Genomic DNA, 18,501 nt, shown 5'->3' with positions numbered 1-18,501 from the left:
AAAAATTAACTATGGAAAAATTAAACGACTTTTCTAAACTCGCTAAAGAATACATTGAAAAACTTATAGACTTTTTACCTGATTTAATTGCCGCAATTCTAATTCTAATCGTTGGGTTTTGGATTGTAAAACGAGTAGTAAAGTACATGAAAAAGATGCTTGCTAAAAAAGATTACGATCCGGCTTTAGAAGGTTTTTTAAGTACTTTAGTGACTTGGGCATTAAAAATATTAGTAGTGATCGTTGCCATCTCTCAAGCTGGGATCGAAACTACATCTTTAGTCGCTGTTTTAGGTGCCGCAGGTTTAGCTATTGGTTTAGCTTTACAAGGTTCACTTGCCAATTTTGCGGGAGGAGTTTTAATAATTATTTTAAAACCATTTCGAATTGGCGATTGGATTGAAGCACAAGGCGTTTCTGGTAGTGTGAAAGAAGTAAATTTATTTTATACCAAAATAAACACATTTGGTAATCAAGAAGCTGTGATCCCTAACGGAAGTTTAGCGAACGACAACATTGTAAACTATACAGTAAACGGTATTCGAAGAGAAAATCTTTCTTTCGGAATTTCTTACGATGATGATATTAAGAAAGCAAAAGAGGTTTTAATGCAATTAGTAAAAGAGCAAGATGGCATTATGGAAGATCCTGCTCCGCAAGTATTAGTTGCTGAATTAGCAGACAGCTCGGTAAACTTCTCGGTTCGTTACTTTGCTCCAAACGATAAATTCTGGGATATTCACTGGAATATGATCGAAGAAGGTAAAATTAGATTAGAAGAAGCCGGTATGACGATACCTTACCCACAAAGAGACGTTTACTTTTACGACCAAACCAAAATGAATGGAACGGTAGAGAAAAAAGAAAATAACGCTTAATTCTTTCGATTTACTACAAAATCTTTTAAATAATAAGGTTCAAAATAAGCGACATCTTCGGTGTCGCTTTTTTTGTATTTAGCTTCAGCAAGTTTTACCATTTCTTTGGCTGATGGTAAAGCATCGATAAAAAAAGCGTTTTTTGCAGAAGAGATCTCTTCAAATTTCTTCACGCCATTACCAATAAAATGTACCGGATGAAAATCGCTAAAATAGTTATCAAAAGAATGTTCTTCTAAAATTTTAGCTTCAATAGGTGAAATTAAAAGTTTCTCTGAAGAATAAACCGCCGTATAAACCTCCATTCTTCGAGCATCTAACATTGGTACGATCACTTCTTCTTTATTTTCAGGAGTTACTTGATGAGCTAAAGCCTCTAAAGTAGAAATAGAAATCAACGGAATCCCTAAGCTATAACATAAACCTTTCGCTGCAGAAACGCCTATACGCAAACCTGTATAAGAACCCGGACCTTTACTTACAGCAATAGCATCTAGATCGCTAAGTTGAAAATTAACTTCTGCTAAAGCCTCTTCAATAAAAACGTGTAATTTCTCGGCGTGAGAATAACCGCCTTCTTTATCTTCTTTTAATACTGCAACTTCGTTATTAATCCCGATCGAAACCGAACAGTTAGTGGTGGTCGTTTCTAGGTTTAAAATTTTAGCCAAAATTATTCTTCTTTTTCTTCTTGAGTTTGATTTTCTACTTTATCTCCTGGTTTTAAAAGTTTGGTAACCATATTATATGGACCGGTAATTACTTCAACTCCTTCTTCTAAACCAGCAGTAATTTCAATATTGGTATCGTCTTGTATACCTGTTTCTACAACTTGCAATTTCGCTTTTCCGTTTTGTTTTACAAAAACACATTCAAAATTTTCTTCTTTTTTAGTCGAAACTGCTCCTGTGTTCTTTCGGGTGGAAGTGGTATCGTTTTTAATAACAATTGCACTTATAGGAACACCTACAATATTACTACGTCTACTGGTAATTATATCTACCGTGGCCGTCATTCCCGGACGAAATGGATAATAATTTTCAGGCTTCCCTTCTTTTAATTCTTGATATGAATTTTCTAAGATTTTTACTTTCACATCAAAATTTGTTACTTGATCTGCGGTTAAACCATCTGCCGCTGAGTTTGAAATCTCTGTCACTAAACCTTTAAACTCTTTTCCTAAATAAGCATCTACTTCAACTATTGCAGAATCGCCTACAGAAACTTTTACAATATCATTTTCATTGACTTCAACCTCCACTTCCATTTCACCTAAATTGGCAACTCTTAAAATCTCGGTTCCGGCCATTTGCTGGGTTCCCACCACTCGCTCTCCTAATTCTGCATCTAATTTAGAAATCGTTCCGCTCATTGGCGCGTAAATGGTTGTTCGCCCTAAATTATCTTGCGCTTCATTTACGGTTGCCGCCGCACTTTGCACATTGTAAAAGGCCGACTCTTTATTGGCCTGAGCAACTTCGTATTGCGAAACGATGTTATCCCATTCAGATTTAGAGATCACTCCTTTTTCAAACAAAGTTTTATTACGATCGTAATTTGCTTTTGCTTGCTTTAAAGAGGCTTCAGTTTGCGCTAAATTAGCTTTTATGTTTTGGTAACTCGCTTGCGAACGCTGTAAACTAGATTGATAAAGATCTGGATTAATTTTCACCAATAAATCTCCTTTTTTCACTTCTTGACCTTCAGCAATAGGAAGTTCGATAATTTCTCCTGAAACTTCTGAAGATAATTTCACTTCTACTTCAGGTTGAATTTTTCCTGTTGCTGAAACCGTTTCAGTAATATCTATCTTTTCGATAAGCGTAGTTTCAACCTTTTTAAAATTACCGGTTTTACCGAAAGCACCAGATTTTTTACCTACGACCAACACAACGATAAGCACCAAAGCAATAACTAAAACGATAAGAAGTGTTTTCTTTTTCATGATTACAATTTGATATCTTCAGGAGCTACACCAAAGTATAATTCTAAGACTTTTAATTTAAAAATATAGTCGTATTTAGCTTGGTTCACATTGATTTTAGCGTTGTCAAACCTTTGTTTAGATTGACTAAAATCGAATGCATTGGTTAAACCAACCTCATAACGATCTGTAGCATATTCAAAAGCTAATTCTTGAGATTCTAATGCAGATAAGGCGGCCTCGTAAGATTTAGCGGCTCCTTTAGCATCTACATAAGCCTGATAAACGTTTGACTCTAGATCTAATTTTGCTTGCTCTAATTGATATTCTGTACGCTGCAGATTAATTTTATTTCGCTTTACGTTAGTTCTTACAGAAAGACCATTGAAGATGGGTACATTTAGTCGAAAACCATAACCTAAACCATCATTTTGCCATAATTGGTCTGTAAAATTTCTGTTTAAAAAATCGTTATCTGAATATCGGGTATTATAATTAAAAAAAGCAGATAATGTTGGATAGTAAGAACCTCTTGCAATTTCAACATCTTTTTCTGCTAACTCAACATTCTTCTCTGCAATTTTAACTTCTGGTCTGCTTGATTGAGCATTTCTGATAATTTCTTGAGGAGCAAGGTCTGCGATTTCTGTAGAAATAACTTCGTAACCTTCATCTACGATTTGAAATGTCTCATAATCTTCAATAAGTAACAATTGCGCAAGACTAATTAATGATATTTGAATATTATTTTCAGCCACAACAATTTGTTGAGTTTCGTTAGCAATTGTTGCTTTAATCTCTAATAAATCTCCCTGAGGCAAAGTACCTGCATCTACTAAATTTTGAGTTCGCTCTAACTGTTCTTGGCTCACTTCATTTTGAGATTTGATAGCTTCTAAATTTGCTTTATTTAAAAGAACTTGCAAATATGAATTTGCTACTGCAAGTGCAATATCACTTTCCATTTTCTCAAGCTGGTATTGACTTGCCAACCTTGAGAGTTTAGCTCTTTGTAATTGTCTAATATTCCTTAATCCATCAAACAACGTTAAACTTGAAGACGCTCCTGTTGTAAAAGACGAGAAGGTTTCGTTCTCAAATTGGTTGGTTGTTGGGTTAATGCTGGCTCCTGTATTGGTCGTATAAGATGCATTACCGTTTAAAGTCGGTAATAAATTACCAATAGCATCCATTTTATTAAGCTTAGCATTCTCTAAATCTAATTCTGACTGTTTAACAGAAATATTATTTTCTAATGCATATTCTACACATTCTCTTAAGGTCCATTTTTTACCTTCTTGAGCTGAAGCTGAAAATACCAGCCCTAAAAGTGCAGCTATGATTGTTATTTTTTTCATCTGATTGATGGATTTCTAATTAGTTAGTCTATTCTAATTTATTATGTTACAAGTCTTTAAAATTAATTACCGAAACTTTGTGCTGGTTTTACCTCGTTCCAGATCTTAATTTCATCATCCTTAGTTATTCCACTTTTAATTTCAACATAAATACCGTCGCTCAAACCTAGTTCTACATCTCTTCTTTCAAACTCTTGCTCTCCGGTTTTTACTTCTACATAAGGGTCTTGTGTTTTAGCATCAAACTGAAGTAAAGATTCTTTTACCGCTAACACATCTTCAACTTTATCTAAAATAATCGATGCATTCGCGCTTAAACCAGATCTAATAAATACGCTGTCTTTATTCTTAAGTGTTCCTTCAATTTCAAATTGAATTGCACCGTTTTCATCGATACCTTTTGGAGCGATATAATCTAACACAGCATCGAATTTAGTGTCTTCAATAGCACCGATCGTAATCTCTAACGGAAGGTCTTCTTTGATTTTACCCACTTCAGATTCATCTACTTTCCCTTCAAAAATCATTTTATCGGTGTTTGCTAATGTTGCGATCGTCGTACCTTCGTTAAAGTTGTTCGACTCAATTACCTGATTACCTACTTTTACAGGAACATCTAGCACCATTCCCGAAATCGTCGCTCTAATTTGAGTATTAGCAGCGGTTCCTACTCCGCTCGCGGTTCCTGTTTTTACGATCTCGTAAGTTTGTCTGGCAGCATCGTAAGTTTGCTGTGCTTGCTTGTAAGCTACTTCTGCCTGATCAAATTCATTCGCAGAAATTACTCCTTTATCAAACAATTCTTTCTGACGATTATACATTTTAGTTTGGTTATCTAATGCAATTTTTGCTGAAGTAATTTGGTTTTTACTGCTCGCTAAATTAGAAACATTAGGCACCACTTTTAATTGCGCAATAAGATCGTTCACTTTTATTTGATCTCCTGCTTCAATATAAATTTTATCGATAATACCCGAGATGTTCGGCTTAATTAAAATTTCTTCTTTTGGCACGATACTTCCGGTAGCTACCGTTTGTTTTACGATAGTTTGTGTACTTGGTTTTTCAGTTTTATAAACCACAGGATCTTCTTGGTTTTTTTGATAGACATAATACAAAGCCCATCCAAAGCCTACTACGATAACAAGTAAAATGATTACGGTAAAAACTCTTTTCATTTCTATTTTGATTGATTTTATTTTCTATTTAATTTATTCTGTTCTTAAAGCGTCTACGGGCTTAATTTTTATGGCGTTTTGTGCAGGAATTAAACCTGCCAATAATCCTGAAACCACTAATATTAGTAACGCGATCAAGATCACTCCAATATTTACACTTGGGTTAGCAAACATCATTTCTGAAGTATCCATCGTATCTAAAAAGCTATTAATCCCCCACAATACAAGTGTAGCAAACACGATACCTGCCATCCCTGAGATAATGGTCAATACGATCGATTCCATTAAAATTTGCCCTCTAATTGAGCCCGGAGTTGCTCCTAAAGCTCGCCTTACACCGATCTCGTTGGTTCGCTCTTTAACCACAATAAGCATAATATTACTAATCCCGATGATACCTGAAAGTAAAACAAGAACACCTACAAAATAAGCAACACCGTTTAAAGCTAAAAACAAACCTGATATCTTATTAAATTCTTGATAAAGGTCGAAATTACCAATGGCTCTTTCATCTTCCGGGTGAATATCGTGACGTTTTTTAATCACGCTGAATACATCTTGTTTTAAACTTGTGATCGAATGATTATCATCTGCGGTAATGGCCATCCATCCGACAACATCTCCCATATTAAAAGCTTGTGAAAATGAAGTGAACGGAACAAAAATCTCTTTTTGCGCCTCTTCTTGACTTCCGCCGCCACCACCTTTTTTGCTATAAGTACCGATCACCTGAAAGTTAACGCCGTTAATTTTAATATAAGAACCTAAAACTTCTTCATCGTAATCGTACATCGTACTTTTTACCGACTCACCAATAACCGCAACTTTACGTTTTTCTTCAAGATCGTTATGATTTAAAAAGCGACCAGAAGTAATATTCATAGGTTGTTGCATGATAATTTCTGGGTAATCACCATAAACGTTAAATGCTCCCGATTTTAACCCGCGCACTACGTTGTTACTTCCACCAAAGCCGCCTAATTGATTTCTTGGCGAAACGAAACGCAAGCCTTGTACATTATCTTTTATAGCAGGAACATCTCCAGTTTTAAAGTTATAATACCTTCCTTTAGGCATTCCTTTATAAGACTTTGAAGTTCCTTGCGACCACATAAACATCGAGTTGGTAGCCATCCCGCCAAAACCTTGCTTTACACCATTTTCTAAACCTTTACCTGCAGCTAGGAGAATTACTAAAATAAAAATACCCCAAAGCACCCCGAAAGACGTCATTATCGTTCTGAACCAATTGGCGCTTAACGACTCTAAAATTTCATCCCATTTATCTCTACTAAACATACTATTCGTCTCTTAGTGCTACAATTGGTTTAATTCGGGCAGCTTTCCAAGCGGGGAAAAATCCTGCAATCGCTCCAGCAAAAATTAAAATGATCACGGTCGTTATCGCAACTTGAAAATTCACGGTTGGATTGCTTATAAAATCGGTTTCAACCATGGGTCCGACAAATTCTAACAGCAACATTCCTAATAATAGTCCGAAAAATCCTGCGATAGTTGTTACAAATACAGATTCGTGTAAGATCATTCCGATAACCGATAAAGGTTGCGCTCCCAAAGCTTTTCGAATTCCTATTTCTTTGGTGCGTTCTTTTACGATAATGAGCATAATATTACTTACTCCGACAACTCCTGCAAGAATGGTAGCAATCCCCACAAACCAGAAAAACAATCGAATGTTACGCATCATATCGTAAACGGTTTTCATATTTTCTAAAGAATTACTTATGCGAATAGCACTTTCATCTTCTGGAGCGATGGTATGTGATTCTTTTAATTGCTTAGCTAGCTTTGCCGTAAACTCCTGAGAAGTTTTTACTGCTTGATCGAAGTTTTCTTCCTGCGGAAGTGTAAAAGCCAAACCTCCTAGATCTTCTCCTGCTCCAAATACTTTTTGAGAAGTTTTTAATGGCACAAAAACCCTTGCTTCTTCTCGCTCACCGCCCGGATCTGTATAAACACCGATCACTTTAAAAAGTACGCCTCGAATTTCAATAAATTTATTTACGGCAGATTTTTTGTCTTTAAAAAGGTCGTTGTATACCTTTTTTCCTATTACTGCAACCTTTCTATATTCATCGTTATCGGAATAGTTAATATATCTTCCATCGGTTAACGTGGCACTTTCTAGAAATTGATAATCCGGTAAAACGCCTTCTACTCGATAATTTCCCGATTCATTTTTATAGTTGATCAAACCGCCCCAAATTCGATATAAAGCTGATTTATATTCTAATTGATCTTGGTATTTTCTATCGGCTAGATCGTAATCTCTATTTTTAAGCTGAATTCTTCTCCCGGGATTCAACCCTTTATATTCAACTGAAGTAACACCGGTCCACACTGAAATTCTATTTGCAGCATCTCGTTGAAACTGACTCTGAACTCCGTTTTGCATTCCTGTACTTACTCCTAAAAGAATAACTAAAATAAAAATACCGGAAGCTACCGAAACACCTGTTAAAAACGTTCTTAACTTGTTTTTTCGAATGGTGTCGAATATTTCTTCCCAACGTTCTAAACTAAACATTCTCTATCGCTCTTACTTGGTTTACTCTAGAGTCATCGATAATAACTCCATCTTTTAAGTTCACAATACGTTTAGTCATATGAGCGATATCGTCTTCGTGCGTCACCACCAAAATGGTTTTTCCTTCGTCGTTAATACCTTGTATCAAATCCATCACTTCGTATGAAGTTTTGGTATCTAAAGCTCCTGTAGGTTCATCGGCCAACAAAACTTTGGGATCACTCGCCAATGCTCTTGCGATCGCTACACGTTGTTTTTGCCCACCCGAAAGTTCGTTAGGTAAGTGATGTGCCCAATCTGCTAAACCTACTTTCTCTAAGTAAGCAAAAGATTTATCCATACGCTCTTTTCTTCCTACACCTTGATAGTATAAAGGAAGCGCAACGTTATCTAATGCAGACTTGTAATTAATAAGGTTGAATGATTGAAAAATGAAACCCAAAAACTTGTTACGGTATTTTGCCGCAACTTTTTCATTTAAATTTTTAATAGGGAAATTATCTAGCGTGTATGTGCCTTCATCGGCTTCATCTAACATTCCTAGAATATTAAGTAGGGTAGATTTTCCGGATCCTGAAGATCCCATAATTGAAACTAATTCTCCTTCTTTTACACTAAAGTTGATTCCTTTTAATACGTGCAGAGAACTCGCTCCAGTTTTATAAGATTTGTGAAGGTCTTTAATTTCAATCATAAGTGTTTCAATTTCTTCCTTTTCAGAAAGTATTCACACATATGACTATTTAGAAAGCCGAACGTTACATCTTAAAATGTTAAAATTAACATTTAATTAGAAGTCGATGCTTTTTTAATCATTCGATAAATAACAAAACCAACTCCGCCAATTAAGATATACGGCCAGATCATTAAATACACAATCCCATCGTTGATCGCTTCTGCAGCGCCACCATCGGCTTCACTTTCTAACACTGCTCTACACATCGCACATTGTGCTGAAGATAGCTGCGGAAGTAATGCCAGTAAAAAAACGACTACTATTTTCTGAAGTGTTTTCATAAACTTAATAATAAGGAATCATAAATAAATATACCAAAACTCCGGTAACAGCCACATACAACCAAATTGGAAAGGTCCATCTAGCGATTTTTCTGTGTTTCTTATACTCGTTCGTTAACCCACGATACATGGTAAAAAGCACTAACGGAACAATGATCGCTGAAAGTACAATATGACTTATTAAAATGAAAAAATAAATAGGTCTTAAATAACCTTCACCGCCATAAGGAACCGGCTCATTACTTATTTTAGAAATCACATAGCTTATTAAGAACACAGCAGAAAGCCCGAATGCTGAAATCATCATATTTCTATGCATAATTCTATTTCCTGAACGAATACAAAAGAAACCCATTAGCAACAAAACTGCCGTTAGACCATTTAAAACGGCATGAAATAAAGGAAACGCTCCTACTTGAACTCCTAAAAAATTATAACGTTCCGGTAAATTCATAAGTACCAAAACTATTAAAGGAACCAATACTGAAAGTATAATAATTACAGGAATTGCGACTTTATCTTTTTTAATTTCTGCCATTTTATAATAATTGATTAATGTCTTCTTTAAGCATTTTTAAATCGTCGTCTTCTAAGCCATTATAAGCTATAATCGGATTCCCGAATTGATCTAATCGAGAACGCAAATAACCTTCTTGATCGATCAATGCAAAATATCCTGAATGCTGAAAATTACCTTTTACCGAGCTATCTTCTGCTACATATAGATTAAAACCTTCATTAGCCAACTCATAAATTTTATCACGATCTCCTGTTAAAAAATGCCAGTTTGGGTTTTGCACATTATATTTTTCGGCGTAAGCTTTTAGTACTTCAGGCGAATCATTTTCAGGATTAATACTAAAAGATGCGATCGCAAAGTTAGGATTTGCCCGAAACTTTTTCTGTAAACGCATCATATTATCGGTCATTTTTGGGCAAATTGTCGGGCAAGTAGTAAAGAAAAAATCGACCACATAAACCTTTCCCAAATAATCTTCATTACTAATGGTATCGTTGTTTTGATCGACAAATTCAAAGTTAGGCACTTTTGCTTTTTCTCCGTTTAAAACAATATACGCTAACTCTCCATTATTGGTTTGCTGGTTATTGTTTAAACGGTCGTTTTTTACCACTTCATTATTAGCAGTTCTCTCTACAATTTTCGGTATAACGATCACTCCGAAAATAAGAATGATTACCGCTAAACCTATATATGAATACTTCTTTTTCACTTTAATGCTTCTTTTCGATTATATTTTTTTAGCGCCAACCTGTATTCAGCTAAAATCACTTTCACATCGTCTGTCATGGTATTGGTTAGATCTGCTACCGAAGAGGTATTGTACCCATAAACAGCTTCTTCTCCTTCTTCTTTAGGACGACCTCTTAAACTTCTATCTTTATCGATAATAAATACTTTTGGCGTACCTAAATACTCATCTAAATCCAAATCTGTTTTCAGGCTATTAAAAAATGATTGAATCGCTGTTGAACTTCCGAAGACAAACTTCCACTTTCGGGTGTCGATCGTGGTCGATAATTCTTTCAACAAAACTCTAGCTTGATCTTGCGTACCATTTTCAGCAATAACCACAAATTGAAAGTCTTCAAAATTGTAATTCTTATCGTAAATCTTTTCATTTAAATTGAAGGCATTCCCTTCTTTTGCTTCAATATTACTTCCGTAGATTGAAAGAATCGTAATCTTATTATCCAAGACAACTTTATTACCATCTAATGAAGTAAAATCTTCTAAGTTTGAAATTTGCGGAGTAAGGACCGGCAGTTTTGCAAAATTATTTACTCCCGACGAGAAAAACAGGTAAGCTACAATCGGCAGTATAAATAAAACGCCAAGCACTAAAAACTTTTTCATTACGCTGAATTGTAATTGGGGTACAAAAATAAAAAAAGACGGTTTAATAAAACCGTCTTTTCAATACTTTTAATCTATAAGTTGATTTAGAAGTTCCAAGAAACGTAACCGTTCTTATAAACTTCATAAATATAATCTCCTTCTGTTAGCAAGATAAATACTAAATAAGAAATTAGGAAAATCACTGTCCAAACTACAGATCTTCTTAATCCTTTTGTTTCGTGTTCCATATGCATAAAAGCCCAAGTAATGTAATATGCTTTTACAATGGTTAATACAATAAAGATCCAGTTTAGTAAGCTCATATAGATAAACGAAGTCTCTACTAAACTTGCCGGTTTAATGATACCTAAAATAACTTCTACAATAGTTATAATAGAAAGAATTGCAAATACTGTCCAAATTCTTTTGGTTGCTGATTGATGCTCGTGTGTTGAAGCGTCGTGTGCCATCTTTAAATACTTTGAATTAAACTAAATAGAAGAATGTAAATACAAATACCCAAACTAAATCTACAAAGTGCCAGTAAAGACCTACTTTCTCTACCATTTCGTAGCTTTTTCTCTTTTCGTAAGTTCCAATAATTACATTGAAGAAAATAATAATGTTAATTAAAACTCCTGTAAATACGTGGAAACCGTGGAAACCTGTGATAAAGAAAAAGAAATCTGCAAATAAAGGCGGTCCGTATTCGTTACGAGTTAAATTTGCTCCTTCTACTACTCTTGCTGCATTATCATTAATCATTGCTAAAGACTCTTCTCTAGATAAAATAGTTTTAGCACCATTCTCATCTAACATTTGAGTTCTTACCAAATAATTACTCTCTTTAAATCCTTCTTTAACTTCATCTATAGAATAAGTAGGCAGCGAACTATCATCGGTCACATACCAAAGCCCGTTTTTACGCTCGTGCTCTACACGATCGCCCGGCAAAACTTTTGCTACTTTCTCTAAAGCAACACGCTCGCCTTCTGCATCTACAAACTGAATAATCTGCCCTCCATTTGTCTCTACTGCTCCGTATTCACCTTTAATAAAGTTTTTCCACTCCCAAGCCTGAGAACCTAAGAAAATTGCTCCACCAATAATGGTTAAGAACATATATAGAGTAACTTTAGATTTCTTCATTTGATGACCTGCATCTACCGCAAGCACCATGGTTACTGAAGAAAAAATAAGAATAAACGTCATTAACGCCACATAATACATTGGCGCGTCTGTACCGTGCATAAACGGAAAGTGATTAAACACTTCGTCTGCAATTGGCCAAGAATCGATAAACTTATATCTTGAAAAACCGTAAGCGGCAAGAAAAGCTGAAAACGTTAATGCATCAGAAGTGATAAAATACCACATCATCATCTTACCATAGCTAGCTTTTAACGGAGATTTAGAGCCTCCTCCCCAAGTCTTACCCTCGGTACCTGTTCTTACAACAGTAGCTTCCATAAAGAGAAATTATTGTTAAATATTACGCAAAAATAGTTAATTTTATTATCTAATGAAATATAAAAATAAAAACAGTATTATCCACAGAACATCAACGAAATGCCAAAATGTTGCACCCAGTTCTAACCCAAGCATTTGCCCTGCTTTGTAACGTTGTTTAAAATGATTATAAATTAGAACAAGAAGTACAATTAAACCTGCGGCAACGTGCACTATGTGAGCAATTACAATTAAATAAACAAAAGTTGTTGTAATTGAACTTGCGCTTCCTGTAAAATAATAACCTTCGGCTAAAATTTGCTGAAAACCAACAAACTGCAACCCAATAAACGCTGCTCCTAAAATTAGCGTCACAAACATAAGCAATGTTGCGTTAGTACGCTTCTCTTTTATAATTAAAGGTTTCACAAAATATAGCGTTACACTGCTCAAAATAATAATGAGCGTACTCCATAAAAATGAAGTCGGTAACTCAAAATCACTTATCCAATCGGGTCTATTTCTACTTACAATATAACCACTGGTTATACCTGCAAACATCATCCCCATGCTAATAATAGCAAACCAAAGCATCATTTTTTTTGAGCGTTTGATTTTTTCTTCTTCTGTACCTTTGGTTAAATCCATGTTCTAATAAATTTATCTAAAACGTAAATTATCTGTAATAAAGTTATATAGGTTACACTAGCAAACATTAACTGTTTTGCCGTTTTTTCATCTCTTTTTTTGTAAAGTTGAATAGCATATTTCAGCATCAATAAACCTAATAGAAAAATTAATATTGCTGAAACTGGTGTTAAATACAAACTACCGGTTTGCCCCGTTACCGGAACTAATGAAATAATGATCGTCCAGATCGTGTATAATATAATTTGAATTGCCGTGCCGCGATCTCTTTTCCCGGTAGGCAACATAAAGAAACCTCCACGCTCATAATCGTCATACAACCACCAACCCAAGGCCCAAAAATGCGGAAATTGCCAAAAAAACTGAATCATAAATAAAGTTCCTGGCTCAATACTAAAATCGTTCGTAGCTGCTACCCAACCCAACATAAATGGGATCGCTCCAGGAAATGCCCCAACAAAAACAGAAAGTGGTGTTTTTGTTTTTAAAGGCGTATAAAGCGCCACGTAAAGTATAATTGAAATTGCTCCAAAAACTGCCGTGATCGGATTAATAACATACAAAACTCCAACGCCGACAATCGTAAAAAGAAAGGCAATACTTAAGGCCTTAGCAACCGACATTCTACCGGAAGGGATAGGTCGGTTTTTAGTTCTATTCATTAGCGCATCGAGGTCTTTTTCAATGACCTGATTAAACGCATTAGAAGCTCCAACCATTAAATAGCCGCCAACTGCTAAGAGTAAAACCGTCACAAAATCGACCACATCGGCTCCCAGAAAATAACCCGCAACCGAAGAGAAAACCACACTAACCGCAAGACGCATTTTTGTGATTTCTTTAAAATCTGAAGTTAAATTTGCAGAGGTATTTTCAGCCAAAACCTTATTCAAGAGATATCTATTTTGCGCCTGCAAAGATACTGTTAAAAACCCTTTTTACAAGGCAGAAATTCAGGATATTATTCGATTTAACTTTTTACGGCTTAAAAATCGTAATACCAATTAAATAAATCTGTTCTAAAACCAAAGTTCACCCAAGAGGTATTTTTCTGAAAACCGTAGTTAACTCCGGGAAGATCGGCGTTTAGATTTCGGTGAATAAAATTCGCATAAACCTTAAGATTGGTTGCCGGATTTACGATATACCCCAACTCTAATTCACCATACAGAAAATCGGCAGCATTCCCTTGAAACATTTCGTTTCCGTTATCAGAAGGTCTGTTTTCATCGTTTCCGTAAATATCACTTCCGTAGAAAGGGTTTAAATCGGGTTCTAACTCAAAACCTCGTTTACCCACAATAAATTTTACGTGACCGTAAAGTCGATCTTTTTTATACCTGGCAATGGCAATTAATTCTCTAAAATTTGCTCCCCACAAATGCGCCAAAGACTGATTATTATGACCATAATTTAAAGTGATCTCATTGTGAGAATACGTGTAAGGTCTCACTTTATTAAACTCTAATTGAAGGTAAAGATTATCTAAATTGAAGGCGTTGAAATACTTCAACCCTAACTGAAAGCCTAACTTGTTTTTATAACTCTGCTCGCCTCCAAAAATATCTGATGAAGAAAATTCGTCGATCATTAACTGGCCGTACATATTAAAATGATTGCTCCATTTGTATTTTCCGGTTAATCCAATAAGCGCGTTACCTCCTCTGGATCCTGTTGAAAATTCGATCGCGCGATAAAAAATTACCGGATTTAAATAATTTAAATCGAAACCACGATCGTTATCATTCTCCCAAATTACAGATTCGAACAAACCAATATTTAAACGCTTAGTCACATTGTAACTTAAATAGTGATTAGCTACATATTTTGTTCTAAAAGAACCGCTCTCGGTAACTGCCGGACGAACGTCGCGCATCGACATCCAAGTATTGGTGTATTTCAACTTCCAAAAAGAAGTATTCAATTTAAAAAACGGGTACGGACTTGCAACATCACTCATTAACAACGATCGATAACCATCACCTATAAAGTTTTTACCGTGACCAAATTGAACGTTAAAATGCTCACTCGGGCTGTACGACAAATAACCTTCAGCAACCGGATAATCGTAATCTTCTCCAAACTCTTTTGCAATACCTCGACCGGGAATAATTGCCGGATTACCACCATCTGGACGAATAGATTCTGCGTATTGATTAAAATATTGCGCAAAACGACCTTGACTTTCGTAAACTGCCGCATAAAAATTTAAGTCTTTACCAATCCCACCTTGTATAACCGCAGCTCGTGTATTATTATAAGTCGTGCTAAAATCTGCATCAAAATCTTTCCCTATCTGAAGATCTGCAGCAACATCGGCCACAAACCAATATTTTTCAGACTGAATACGAACCATATGCTCATTAAAAAACTTTCTTCCCAACCAAGAATCTACATCGTAAGCTAAGGCTTCATTTTCTTTTTGAAAATCGTAATAAGGTTTTACATCTGAATATAAAAATGGTTTAGAAGCAGTATGCGTATTTGTCCCAACTCGATTCATTTCATCATCAAAACGATTGTAAACTTCGTGCGAAAACGGAATGTTTAGATGACTTAAAAATTGTTTATGCGTATAGGCTGAAAGTGATTTTGAAACACTATCGTATTCTTCACTATAAATCTCTTTTTTCTTCGGAAGTGATTTTTTTTGAGTTGAATTTGATTCGTTCGCCACAGAATTTCCTTCAACATTAACTTCTTGAGCAACGATTTGATTATTTTCTGAAGCTGATTTATTTCGGTCTAGCGGAAGGTAAATTGGCATTCTAAATTGCATGTAAATAGGATTGCCATTGTAGGTCGCAGGCTTTACTTCATCTAATTCAGTAAAAACTTTTTCAGCCTCTTGTTTTAACTCATCGTAAACCGCATCGACATAAATAACTCTAAATTTACCTTCAGGAGTTACTTCAAAAAGAACCGTGATCTTTCCTTGATAATTATCTTCAGCAACCGCATCTGGTAGCTCAAAATTAGTCATCACCTTAGCTCGAATTTGGTTGTAAAAGCAATTTTCTTGCTCGCTATAATTTACGTTTTCACATTCGGTAAAAACAGGAAATCGTTCATCTTGTTGTAAATTATCCTGAGCGTAAGCACTTACAAATAAAAAAGCACTCAAAACAACCATTAAAACCTTCATATCAACCTTTATTTTGTCGGGAAAGATACGTAAATTTTTAAGTTATGATAAGTGCTCTTAATAGATTATCAAGTAAAGTTCTACTGAATATCTAATAAAATAGGAAGTGAATAATTTACATTAACCGCTTGACCGTTTTGTCTACCCGGTTTCATCTTTGGTAAAAGTTTAGCCACACGTTTTGCCTCGTCTGCTAATATTTTATGAGTAGATCTTGCTTTCACATCGACAATTTCTCCTTCTTTATTAATCGTGAAGTTCACATAAATTTTTTGCTTCCCCTGAAGACCAAGCTCTTCTCCTAAACCGCTATCATATTTTCGAACCACTAATTCTCTAATTTTTTCTGAAAAACATTGAAATTTCTCTTCTCTGGTTTCATAACGATCACAACCGGGAAATACAGGAATTTCTGAAACATTAGTTACCGCATAATTTTTATTTACTTCAGGAATTTTGGCTATCGGCTCATCGGTATTTGGCTCATCTAAATTTAAATCACCTTCATCTACAGTTGGCTCTTTATTTTCAAAAATATCTTCCGGATCAGGCTCGATGTCGTTTGGTTCTGTAGGTAGTGGTTCAGGTTCTTTTCTCTCAATTTTTTCTACCTTTTTCACCTGCTCTTTTTCTACAACTAGAGGTTCATCGTAAGAATCTTCCATTGTAAAGACATCTGTTTTTACCGCTTTGTCTTTATAGGTTTTCTTTACTGAAGTTTGCTCGATAAAAAACAACGCTACCGCTAAGGCTACAATCAAGCCTAGCTGAAAATAAACAGAATTGCTTTTAATCTTAGGTTTTTCGTTAAAGTTTCTCATAATATTAAATTTTTAAGTTAATACTTAGAGAATAACAGCTACTATGCCAAACTTTAAAACATAAAAAAACCTCTAAGAAAACTTAGAGGCTTATTCTATATAAATAAGAAATATTTAATCTTGAACTTGAAAAACAATTGGTAGTGAATATAAAACCCCAACAGCTTTACCTCGCTGTTTACCCGGAGTCATACTAGGCAACATGTTTACTACACGCTCTGCTTCTTTTTGAAGTCTGGGGTGTGGAGCTCTTGCTTGAACCCCTACAATTTTACCTTTACTATCAATTTTAAATCTTACGTAAACTCGGTTAATACCACTAAGCCCTAATTCTGCACCAAGGTCTGTATCGAACTTACTATTTACAAAGTCTTTAATTTTTTCACTCATACAAGCTTTACGCTCGTCGTTAGTTTTGTATTTCTCACAACCAGGGAAAATTGGCACATCTTCAATTGCGGTAAAAGGTACATCTGCGATCGGCTCTTCGCTTGGCGCTTCTGCAACTTCAGAAACCTCAACAATTTCCGGCGGCTCTTCGGTTACCTCGGTAGATTCGATTACTTCTTCTTCTATCTCTACATCGTCTTCTACTACCTCAATAACTTCTGGTGCTGGTGGCGGTGGCGGTGGTGGTGGCGGTGCATCTGGCGGCATCGTCATCGTTACCTCTTCTTCTTCAGCAAGTTGATCGAACTGGACAACTTCCTGCTCTATCGCCTCTTTTTCGTATGTTTTCCATTCGATTGCTCTCCATACGACAAGGAGCATCAAAATAAGACCAAGTTGAAAGTATAGCACGCTATTCTTTCTCATGTCTTTTTTAGGATTCTTCTTTGGTTCCATAATTTCTTATTATCGGATTGCTAAAGTAATTATTTTTTATAAAAATCTAAACTATAATCTGCTTTTAACTTTTTTCAATTGCGTTTTTAAGGCAAAAATTAAGGAAAATGCTATCAAAACTCCTAAAGAGTTAGCTAACATATCTAAGCTATCTATAGTTCGATAAGTGGTTAAACTATCTTGTAAAATCTCAATAAAGATGCCAAAAGCAATTATTAGCAAACAAATAATACCTAAGTATCTAATTTGAACTGAAAGCCACGCTTTTCTACTAAAATAATACATATACCAAATAAGTGTTAACCCAAAATAAGCAATGGTATGCATATACTTATCTGAATGTTCGAACTTAGGTGCCGGTATATCTTTTAAATTAATAAGCGAAAGAACAAGTATAGCCAACGTATAAACTACCGAAAGCAGCAAAGCCAGTTTAGGCTCCAATAAGTTCTTGATAAGCTGCTTCATCTAAAAGATCTTCGATCTCGTCTGGATTAGAGATTTTAATTTTAATCATCCACCCGTCACCGTAAGGATCTGTATTTACATTTTCTGGCTCGTCTTCTAAAGACTCATTAAATTCGATGATTTCACCTGAAAGCGGCAAGTATAAATCTGATACTGTTTTTACAGCTTCAACTGTACCGAAAACCTCTTCACGATCTAAGGTTTCGTCTAATGTTTCTACTTCAACATAAACGATATCACCTAATTCTCCTTGTGCAAAATCGGTAATACCAACAGTTGCTACATCTCCGTCAATTTTAACCCACTCGTGATCTTTTGTGTATTTTAAGTCTTTAGGAGCTCCCATATTTCAATTTTTAGTTG

Annotated in this window: 21 protein-coding genes; 1 reads left to right on the top strand and 20 read right to left on the bottom strand. The window is 35.3% G+C overall.

Annotated features, from left to right (window positions below):
• The first annotated feature begins 11 nt into the window (after window positions 1–11).
• The gene (locus G551_RS0112675; protein ID WP_027885904.1) at window positions 12–878 is read left to right on the top strand and encodes a mechanosensitive ion channel family protein; all 867 of its coding nucleotides are present in this window, start codon (window positions 12–14) and stop codon (window positions 876–878) included.
• On the opposite strand, the gene tsaB is transcribed toward G551_RS0112675, so the two are convergent.
• The 20 genes from tsaB to gcvH all read right to left on the bottom strand — a co-directional run bounded on the left by tsaB (window position 875) and on the right by gcvH (window position 18,484).
• Window positions 875–1,549: a tRNA (adenosine(37)-N6)-threonylcarbamoyltransferase complex dimerization subunit type 1 TsaB gene (gene tsaB / locus G551_RS0112670; RefSeq protein WP_027885903.1), complete on the bottom strand. Its 675-nt coding sequence runs from the start codon at window positions 1,547–1,549 to the stop codon at window positions 875–877. The two genes, G551_RS0112675 and tsaB, sit on opposite strands and share 4 nt — an antisense overlap.
• A gap of 2 nt (window positions 1,550–1,551) precedes the next feature.
• The gene (locus tag G551_RS0112665) at window positions 1,552–2,823 is read right to left on the bottom strand and encodes an efflux RND transporter periplasmic adaptor subunit (RefSeq protein ID WP_027885902.1); all 1,272 of its coding nucleotides are present in this window, start codon (window positions 2,821–2,823) and stop codon (window positions 1,552–1,554) included.
• A 2-nt stretch (window positions 2,824–2,825) separates the two neighbouring features.
• The gene (locus G551_RS0112660) at window positions 2,826–4,160 is read right to left on the bottom strand and encodes a TolC family protein (protein WP_027885901.1); all 1,335 of its coding nucleotides are present in this window, start codon (window positions 4,158–4,160) and stop codon (window positions 2,826–2,828) included.
• Window positions 4,161–4,222: 62 nt separating this feature from the next.
• Entirely contained in the window at window positions 4,223–5,338 is a 1,116-nt protein-coding gene (locus G551_RS0112655; protein ID WP_027885900.1) for an efflux RND transporter periplasmic adaptor subunit, read from the bottom strand.
• 33 nt (window positions 5,339–5,371) lie between these two features.
• Window positions 5,372–6,637: an ABC transporter permease gene (locus G551_RS0112650; protein ID WP_027885899.1), complete on the bottom strand. Its 1,266-nt coding sequence runs from the start codon at window positions 6,635–6,637 to the stop codon at window positions 5,372–5,374.
• Window position 6,638: 1 nt separating this feature from the next.
• Complete coding sequence (locus G551_RS0112645; protein ID WP_027885898.1) at window positions 6,639–7,886, bottom strand: ABC transporter permease; 1,248 nt, start codon at window positions 7,884–7,886, stop codon at window positions 6,639–6,641.
• Window positions 7,879–8,580 carry an ABC transporter ATP-binding protein gene (locus G551_RS0112640; protein ID WP_027885897.1) on the bottom strand — a complete coding sequence of 234 codons (702 nt, stop codon included), beginning with the start codon at window positions 8,578–8,580 and terminating at the stop codon, window positions 7,879–7,881. Before G551_RS0112640 ends, G551_RS0112645 begins: the two co-directional genes overlap by 8 nt.
• A gap of 92 nt (window positions 8,581–8,672) precedes the next feature.
• The gene (locus G551_RS0112635; protein WP_027885896.1) at window positions 8,673–8,903 is read right to left on the bottom strand and encodes a hypothetical protein; all 231 of its coding nucleotides are present in this window, start codon (window positions 8,901–8,903) and stop codon (window positions 8,673–8,675) included.
• 4 nt (window positions 8,904–8,907) lie between these two features.
• Window positions 8,908–9,441, bottom strand: coding sequence for a DUF420 domain-containing protein (locus G551_RS0112630; RefSeq protein WP_027885895.1), 534 nt, complete (start codon window positions 9,439–9,441; stop codon window positions 8,908–8,910).
• A gap of 1 nt (window position 9,442) precedes the next feature.
• Window positions 9,443–10,135, bottom strand: coding sequence for an SCO family protein (locus G551_RS0112625; RefSeq protein WP_027885894.1), 693 nt, complete (start codon window positions 10,133–10,135; stop codon window positions 9,443–9,445).
• Window positions 10,132–10,779, bottom strand: coding sequence for a hypothetical protein (locus G551_RS0112620; protein WP_027885893.1), 648 nt, complete (start codon window positions 10,777–10,779; stop codon window positions 10,132–10,134). The genes G551_RS0112625 and G551_RS0112620 overlap by 4 nt, the downstream gene beginning before the upstream one ends.
• An 86-nt stretch (window positions 10,780–10,865) precedes the next feature.
• Window positions 10,866–11,231: a cytochrome C oxidase subunit IV family protein gene (locus G551_RS0112615; RefSeq protein WP_027885892.1), complete on the bottom strand. Its 366-nt coding sequence runs from the start codon at window positions 11,229–11,231 to the stop codon at window positions 10,866–10,868.
• 16 nt (window positions 11,232–11,247) lie between these two features.
• Window positions 11,248–12,231, bottom strand: a complete 984-nt coding sequence (locus G551_RS0112610; protein ID WP_027885891.1) for a cytochrome c oxidase subunit 3 — start codon at window positions 12,229–12,231, stop codon at window positions 11,248–11,250.
• Window positions 12,232–12,276: 45 nt separating this feature from the next.
• Window positions 12,277–12,858 (bottom strand): cytochrome c oxidase subunit 3, encoded by a 582-nt coding sequence (locus G551_RS0112605; RefSeq protein WP_027885890.1) that lies wholly within the window; start codon window positions 12,856–12,858, stop codon window positions 12,277–12,279.
• Window positions 12,849–13,751: a heme o synthase gene (gene cyoE / locus G551_RS0112600; RefSeq protein ID WP_036243934.1), complete on the bottom strand. Its 903-nt coding sequence runs from the start codon at window positions 13,749–13,751 to the stop codon at window positions 12,849–12,851. The genes G551_RS0112605 and cyoE overlap by 10 nt, the downstream gene beginning before the upstream one ends.
• Window positions 13,752–13,843: 92 nt before the next feature.
• Window positions 13,844–16,003: an energy transducer TonB gene (locus G551_RS0112595; RefSeq protein WP_027885888.1), complete on the bottom strand. Its 2,160-nt coding sequence runs from the start codon at window positions 16,001–16,003 to the stop codon at window positions 13,844–13,846.
• 80 nt (window positions 16,004–16,083) lie between these two features.
• Window positions 16,084–16,824, bottom strand: coding sequence for an energy transducer TonB (locus G551_RS0112590; protein WP_027885887.1), 741 nt, complete (start codon window positions 16,822–16,824; stop codon window positions 16,084–16,086).
• A 114-nt stretch (window positions 16,825–16,938) separates the two neighbouring features.
• Complete coding sequence (locus G551_RS0112585; protein WP_027885886.1) at window positions 16,939–17,670, bottom strand: energy transducer TonB; 732 nt, start codon at window positions 17,668–17,670, stop codon at window positions 16,939–16,941.
• Window positions 17,671–17,721: 51 nt separating this feature from the next.
• Complete coding sequence (locus G551_RS0112580) at window positions 17,722–18,138, bottom strand: VanZ family protein (RefSeq protein ID WP_051191396.1); 417 nt, start codon at window positions 18,136–18,138, stop codon at window positions 17,722–17,724.
• The gene (gene gcvH, locus G551_RS0112575) at window positions 18,104–18,484 is read right to left on the bottom strand and encodes a glycine cleavage system protein GcvH (protein ID WP_027885884.1); all 381 of its coding nucleotides are present in this window, start codon (window positions 18,482–18,484) and stop codon (window positions 18,104–18,106) included. The genes G551_RS0112580 and gcvH overlap by 35 nt, the downstream gene beginning before the upstream one ends.
• Between the last annotated feature and the right edge of the window lie 17 nt (window positions 18,485–18,501).

Origin of the sequence: Mesonia mobilis DSM 19841 (genome assembly GCF_000423405.1) — a bacterium.
GTDB classification, from domain to species: Bacteria; Bacteroidota; Bacteroidia; order Flavobacteriales; family Flavobacteriaceae; genus Mesonia; species Mesonia mobilis.
This window is presented reverse-complemented; position numbering and strand designations above follow the sequence as displayed.

Excerpts from the sequence above, each read along its gene's own strand:
- G551_RS0112675 (WP_027885904.1), top strand. The coding sequence starts at position 12 with ATGGAAAAATTAAACGACTTTTCTAAACTCGCTAAAGAATACATTGAA.
- G551_RS0112665 (WP_027885902.1), bottom strand. The coding sequence starts at position 2,823 with ATGAAAAAGAAAACACTTCTTATCGTTTTAGTTATTGCTTTGGTGCTT.
- G551_RS0112660 (WP_027885901.1), bottom strand. The coding sequence starts at position 4,160 with ATGAAAAAAATAACAATCATAGCTGCACTTTTAGGGCTGGTATTTTCA.
- G551_RS0112655 (WP_027885900.1), bottom strand. The coding sequence starts at position 5,338 with ATGAAAAGAGTTTTTACCGTAATCATTTTACTTGTTATCGTAGTAGGC.
- G551_RS0112650 (WP_027885899.1), bottom strand. The coding sequence starts at position 6,637 with ATGTTTAGTAGAGATAAATGGGATGAAATTTTAGAGTCGTTAAGCGCC.
- G551_RS0112645 (WP_027885898.1), bottom strand. The coding sequence starts at position 7,886 with ATGTTTAGTTTAGAACGTTGGGAAGAAATATTCGACACCATTCGAAAA.
- G551_RS0112640 (WP_027885897.1), bottom strand. The coding sequence starts at position 8,580 with ATGATTGAAATTAAAGACCTTCACAAATCTTATAAAACTGGAGCGAGT.
- G551_RS0112635 (WP_027885896.1), bottom strand. The coding sequence starts at position 8,903 with ATGAAAACACTTCAGAAAATAGTAGTCGTTTTTTTACTGGCATTACTT.
- G551_RS0112630 (WP_027885895.1), bottom strand. The coding sequence starts at position 9,441 with ATGGCAGAAATTAAAAAAGATAAAGTCGCAATTCCTGTAATTATTATA.
- G551_RS0112620 (WP_027885893.1), bottom strand. The coding sequence starts at position 10,779 with ATGAAAAAGTTTTTAGTGCTTGGCGTTTTATTTATACTGCCGATTGTA.
- G551_RS0112615 (WP_027885892.1), bottom strand. The coding sequence starts at position 11,231 with ATGGCACACGACGCTTCAACACACGAGCATCAATCAGCAACCAAAAGA.
- G551_RS0112610 (WP_027885891.1), bottom strand. The coding sequence starts at position 12,231 with ATGGAAGCTACTGTTGTAAGAACAGGTACCGAGGGTAAGACTTGGGGA.
- G551_RS0112605 (WP_027885890.1), bottom strand. The coding sequence starts at position 12,858 with ATGGATTTAACCAAAGGTACAGAAGAAGAAAAAATCAAACGCTCAAAA.
- G551_RS0112595 (WP_027885888.1), bottom strand. The coding sequence starts at position 16,003 with ATGAAGGTTTTAATGGTTGTTTTGAGTGCTTTTTTATTTGTAAGTGCT.
- G551_RS0112590 (WP_027885887.1), bottom strand. The coding sequence starts at position 16,824 with ATGAGAAACTTTAACGAAAAACCTAAGATTAAAAGCAATTCTGTTTAT.
- G551_RS0112585 (WP_027885886.1), bottom strand. The coding sequence starts at position 17,670 with ATGGAACCAAAGAAGAATCCTAAAAAAGACATGAGAAAGAATAGCGTG.
- G551_RS0112580 (WP_051191396.1), bottom strand. The coding sequence starts at position 18,138 with ATGAAGCAGCTTATCAAGAACTTATTGGAGCCTAAACTGGCTTTGCTG.
- gcvH (WP_027885884.1), bottom strand. The coding sequence starts at position 18,484 with ATGGGAGCTCCTAAAGACTTAAAATACACAAAAGATCACGAGTGGGTT.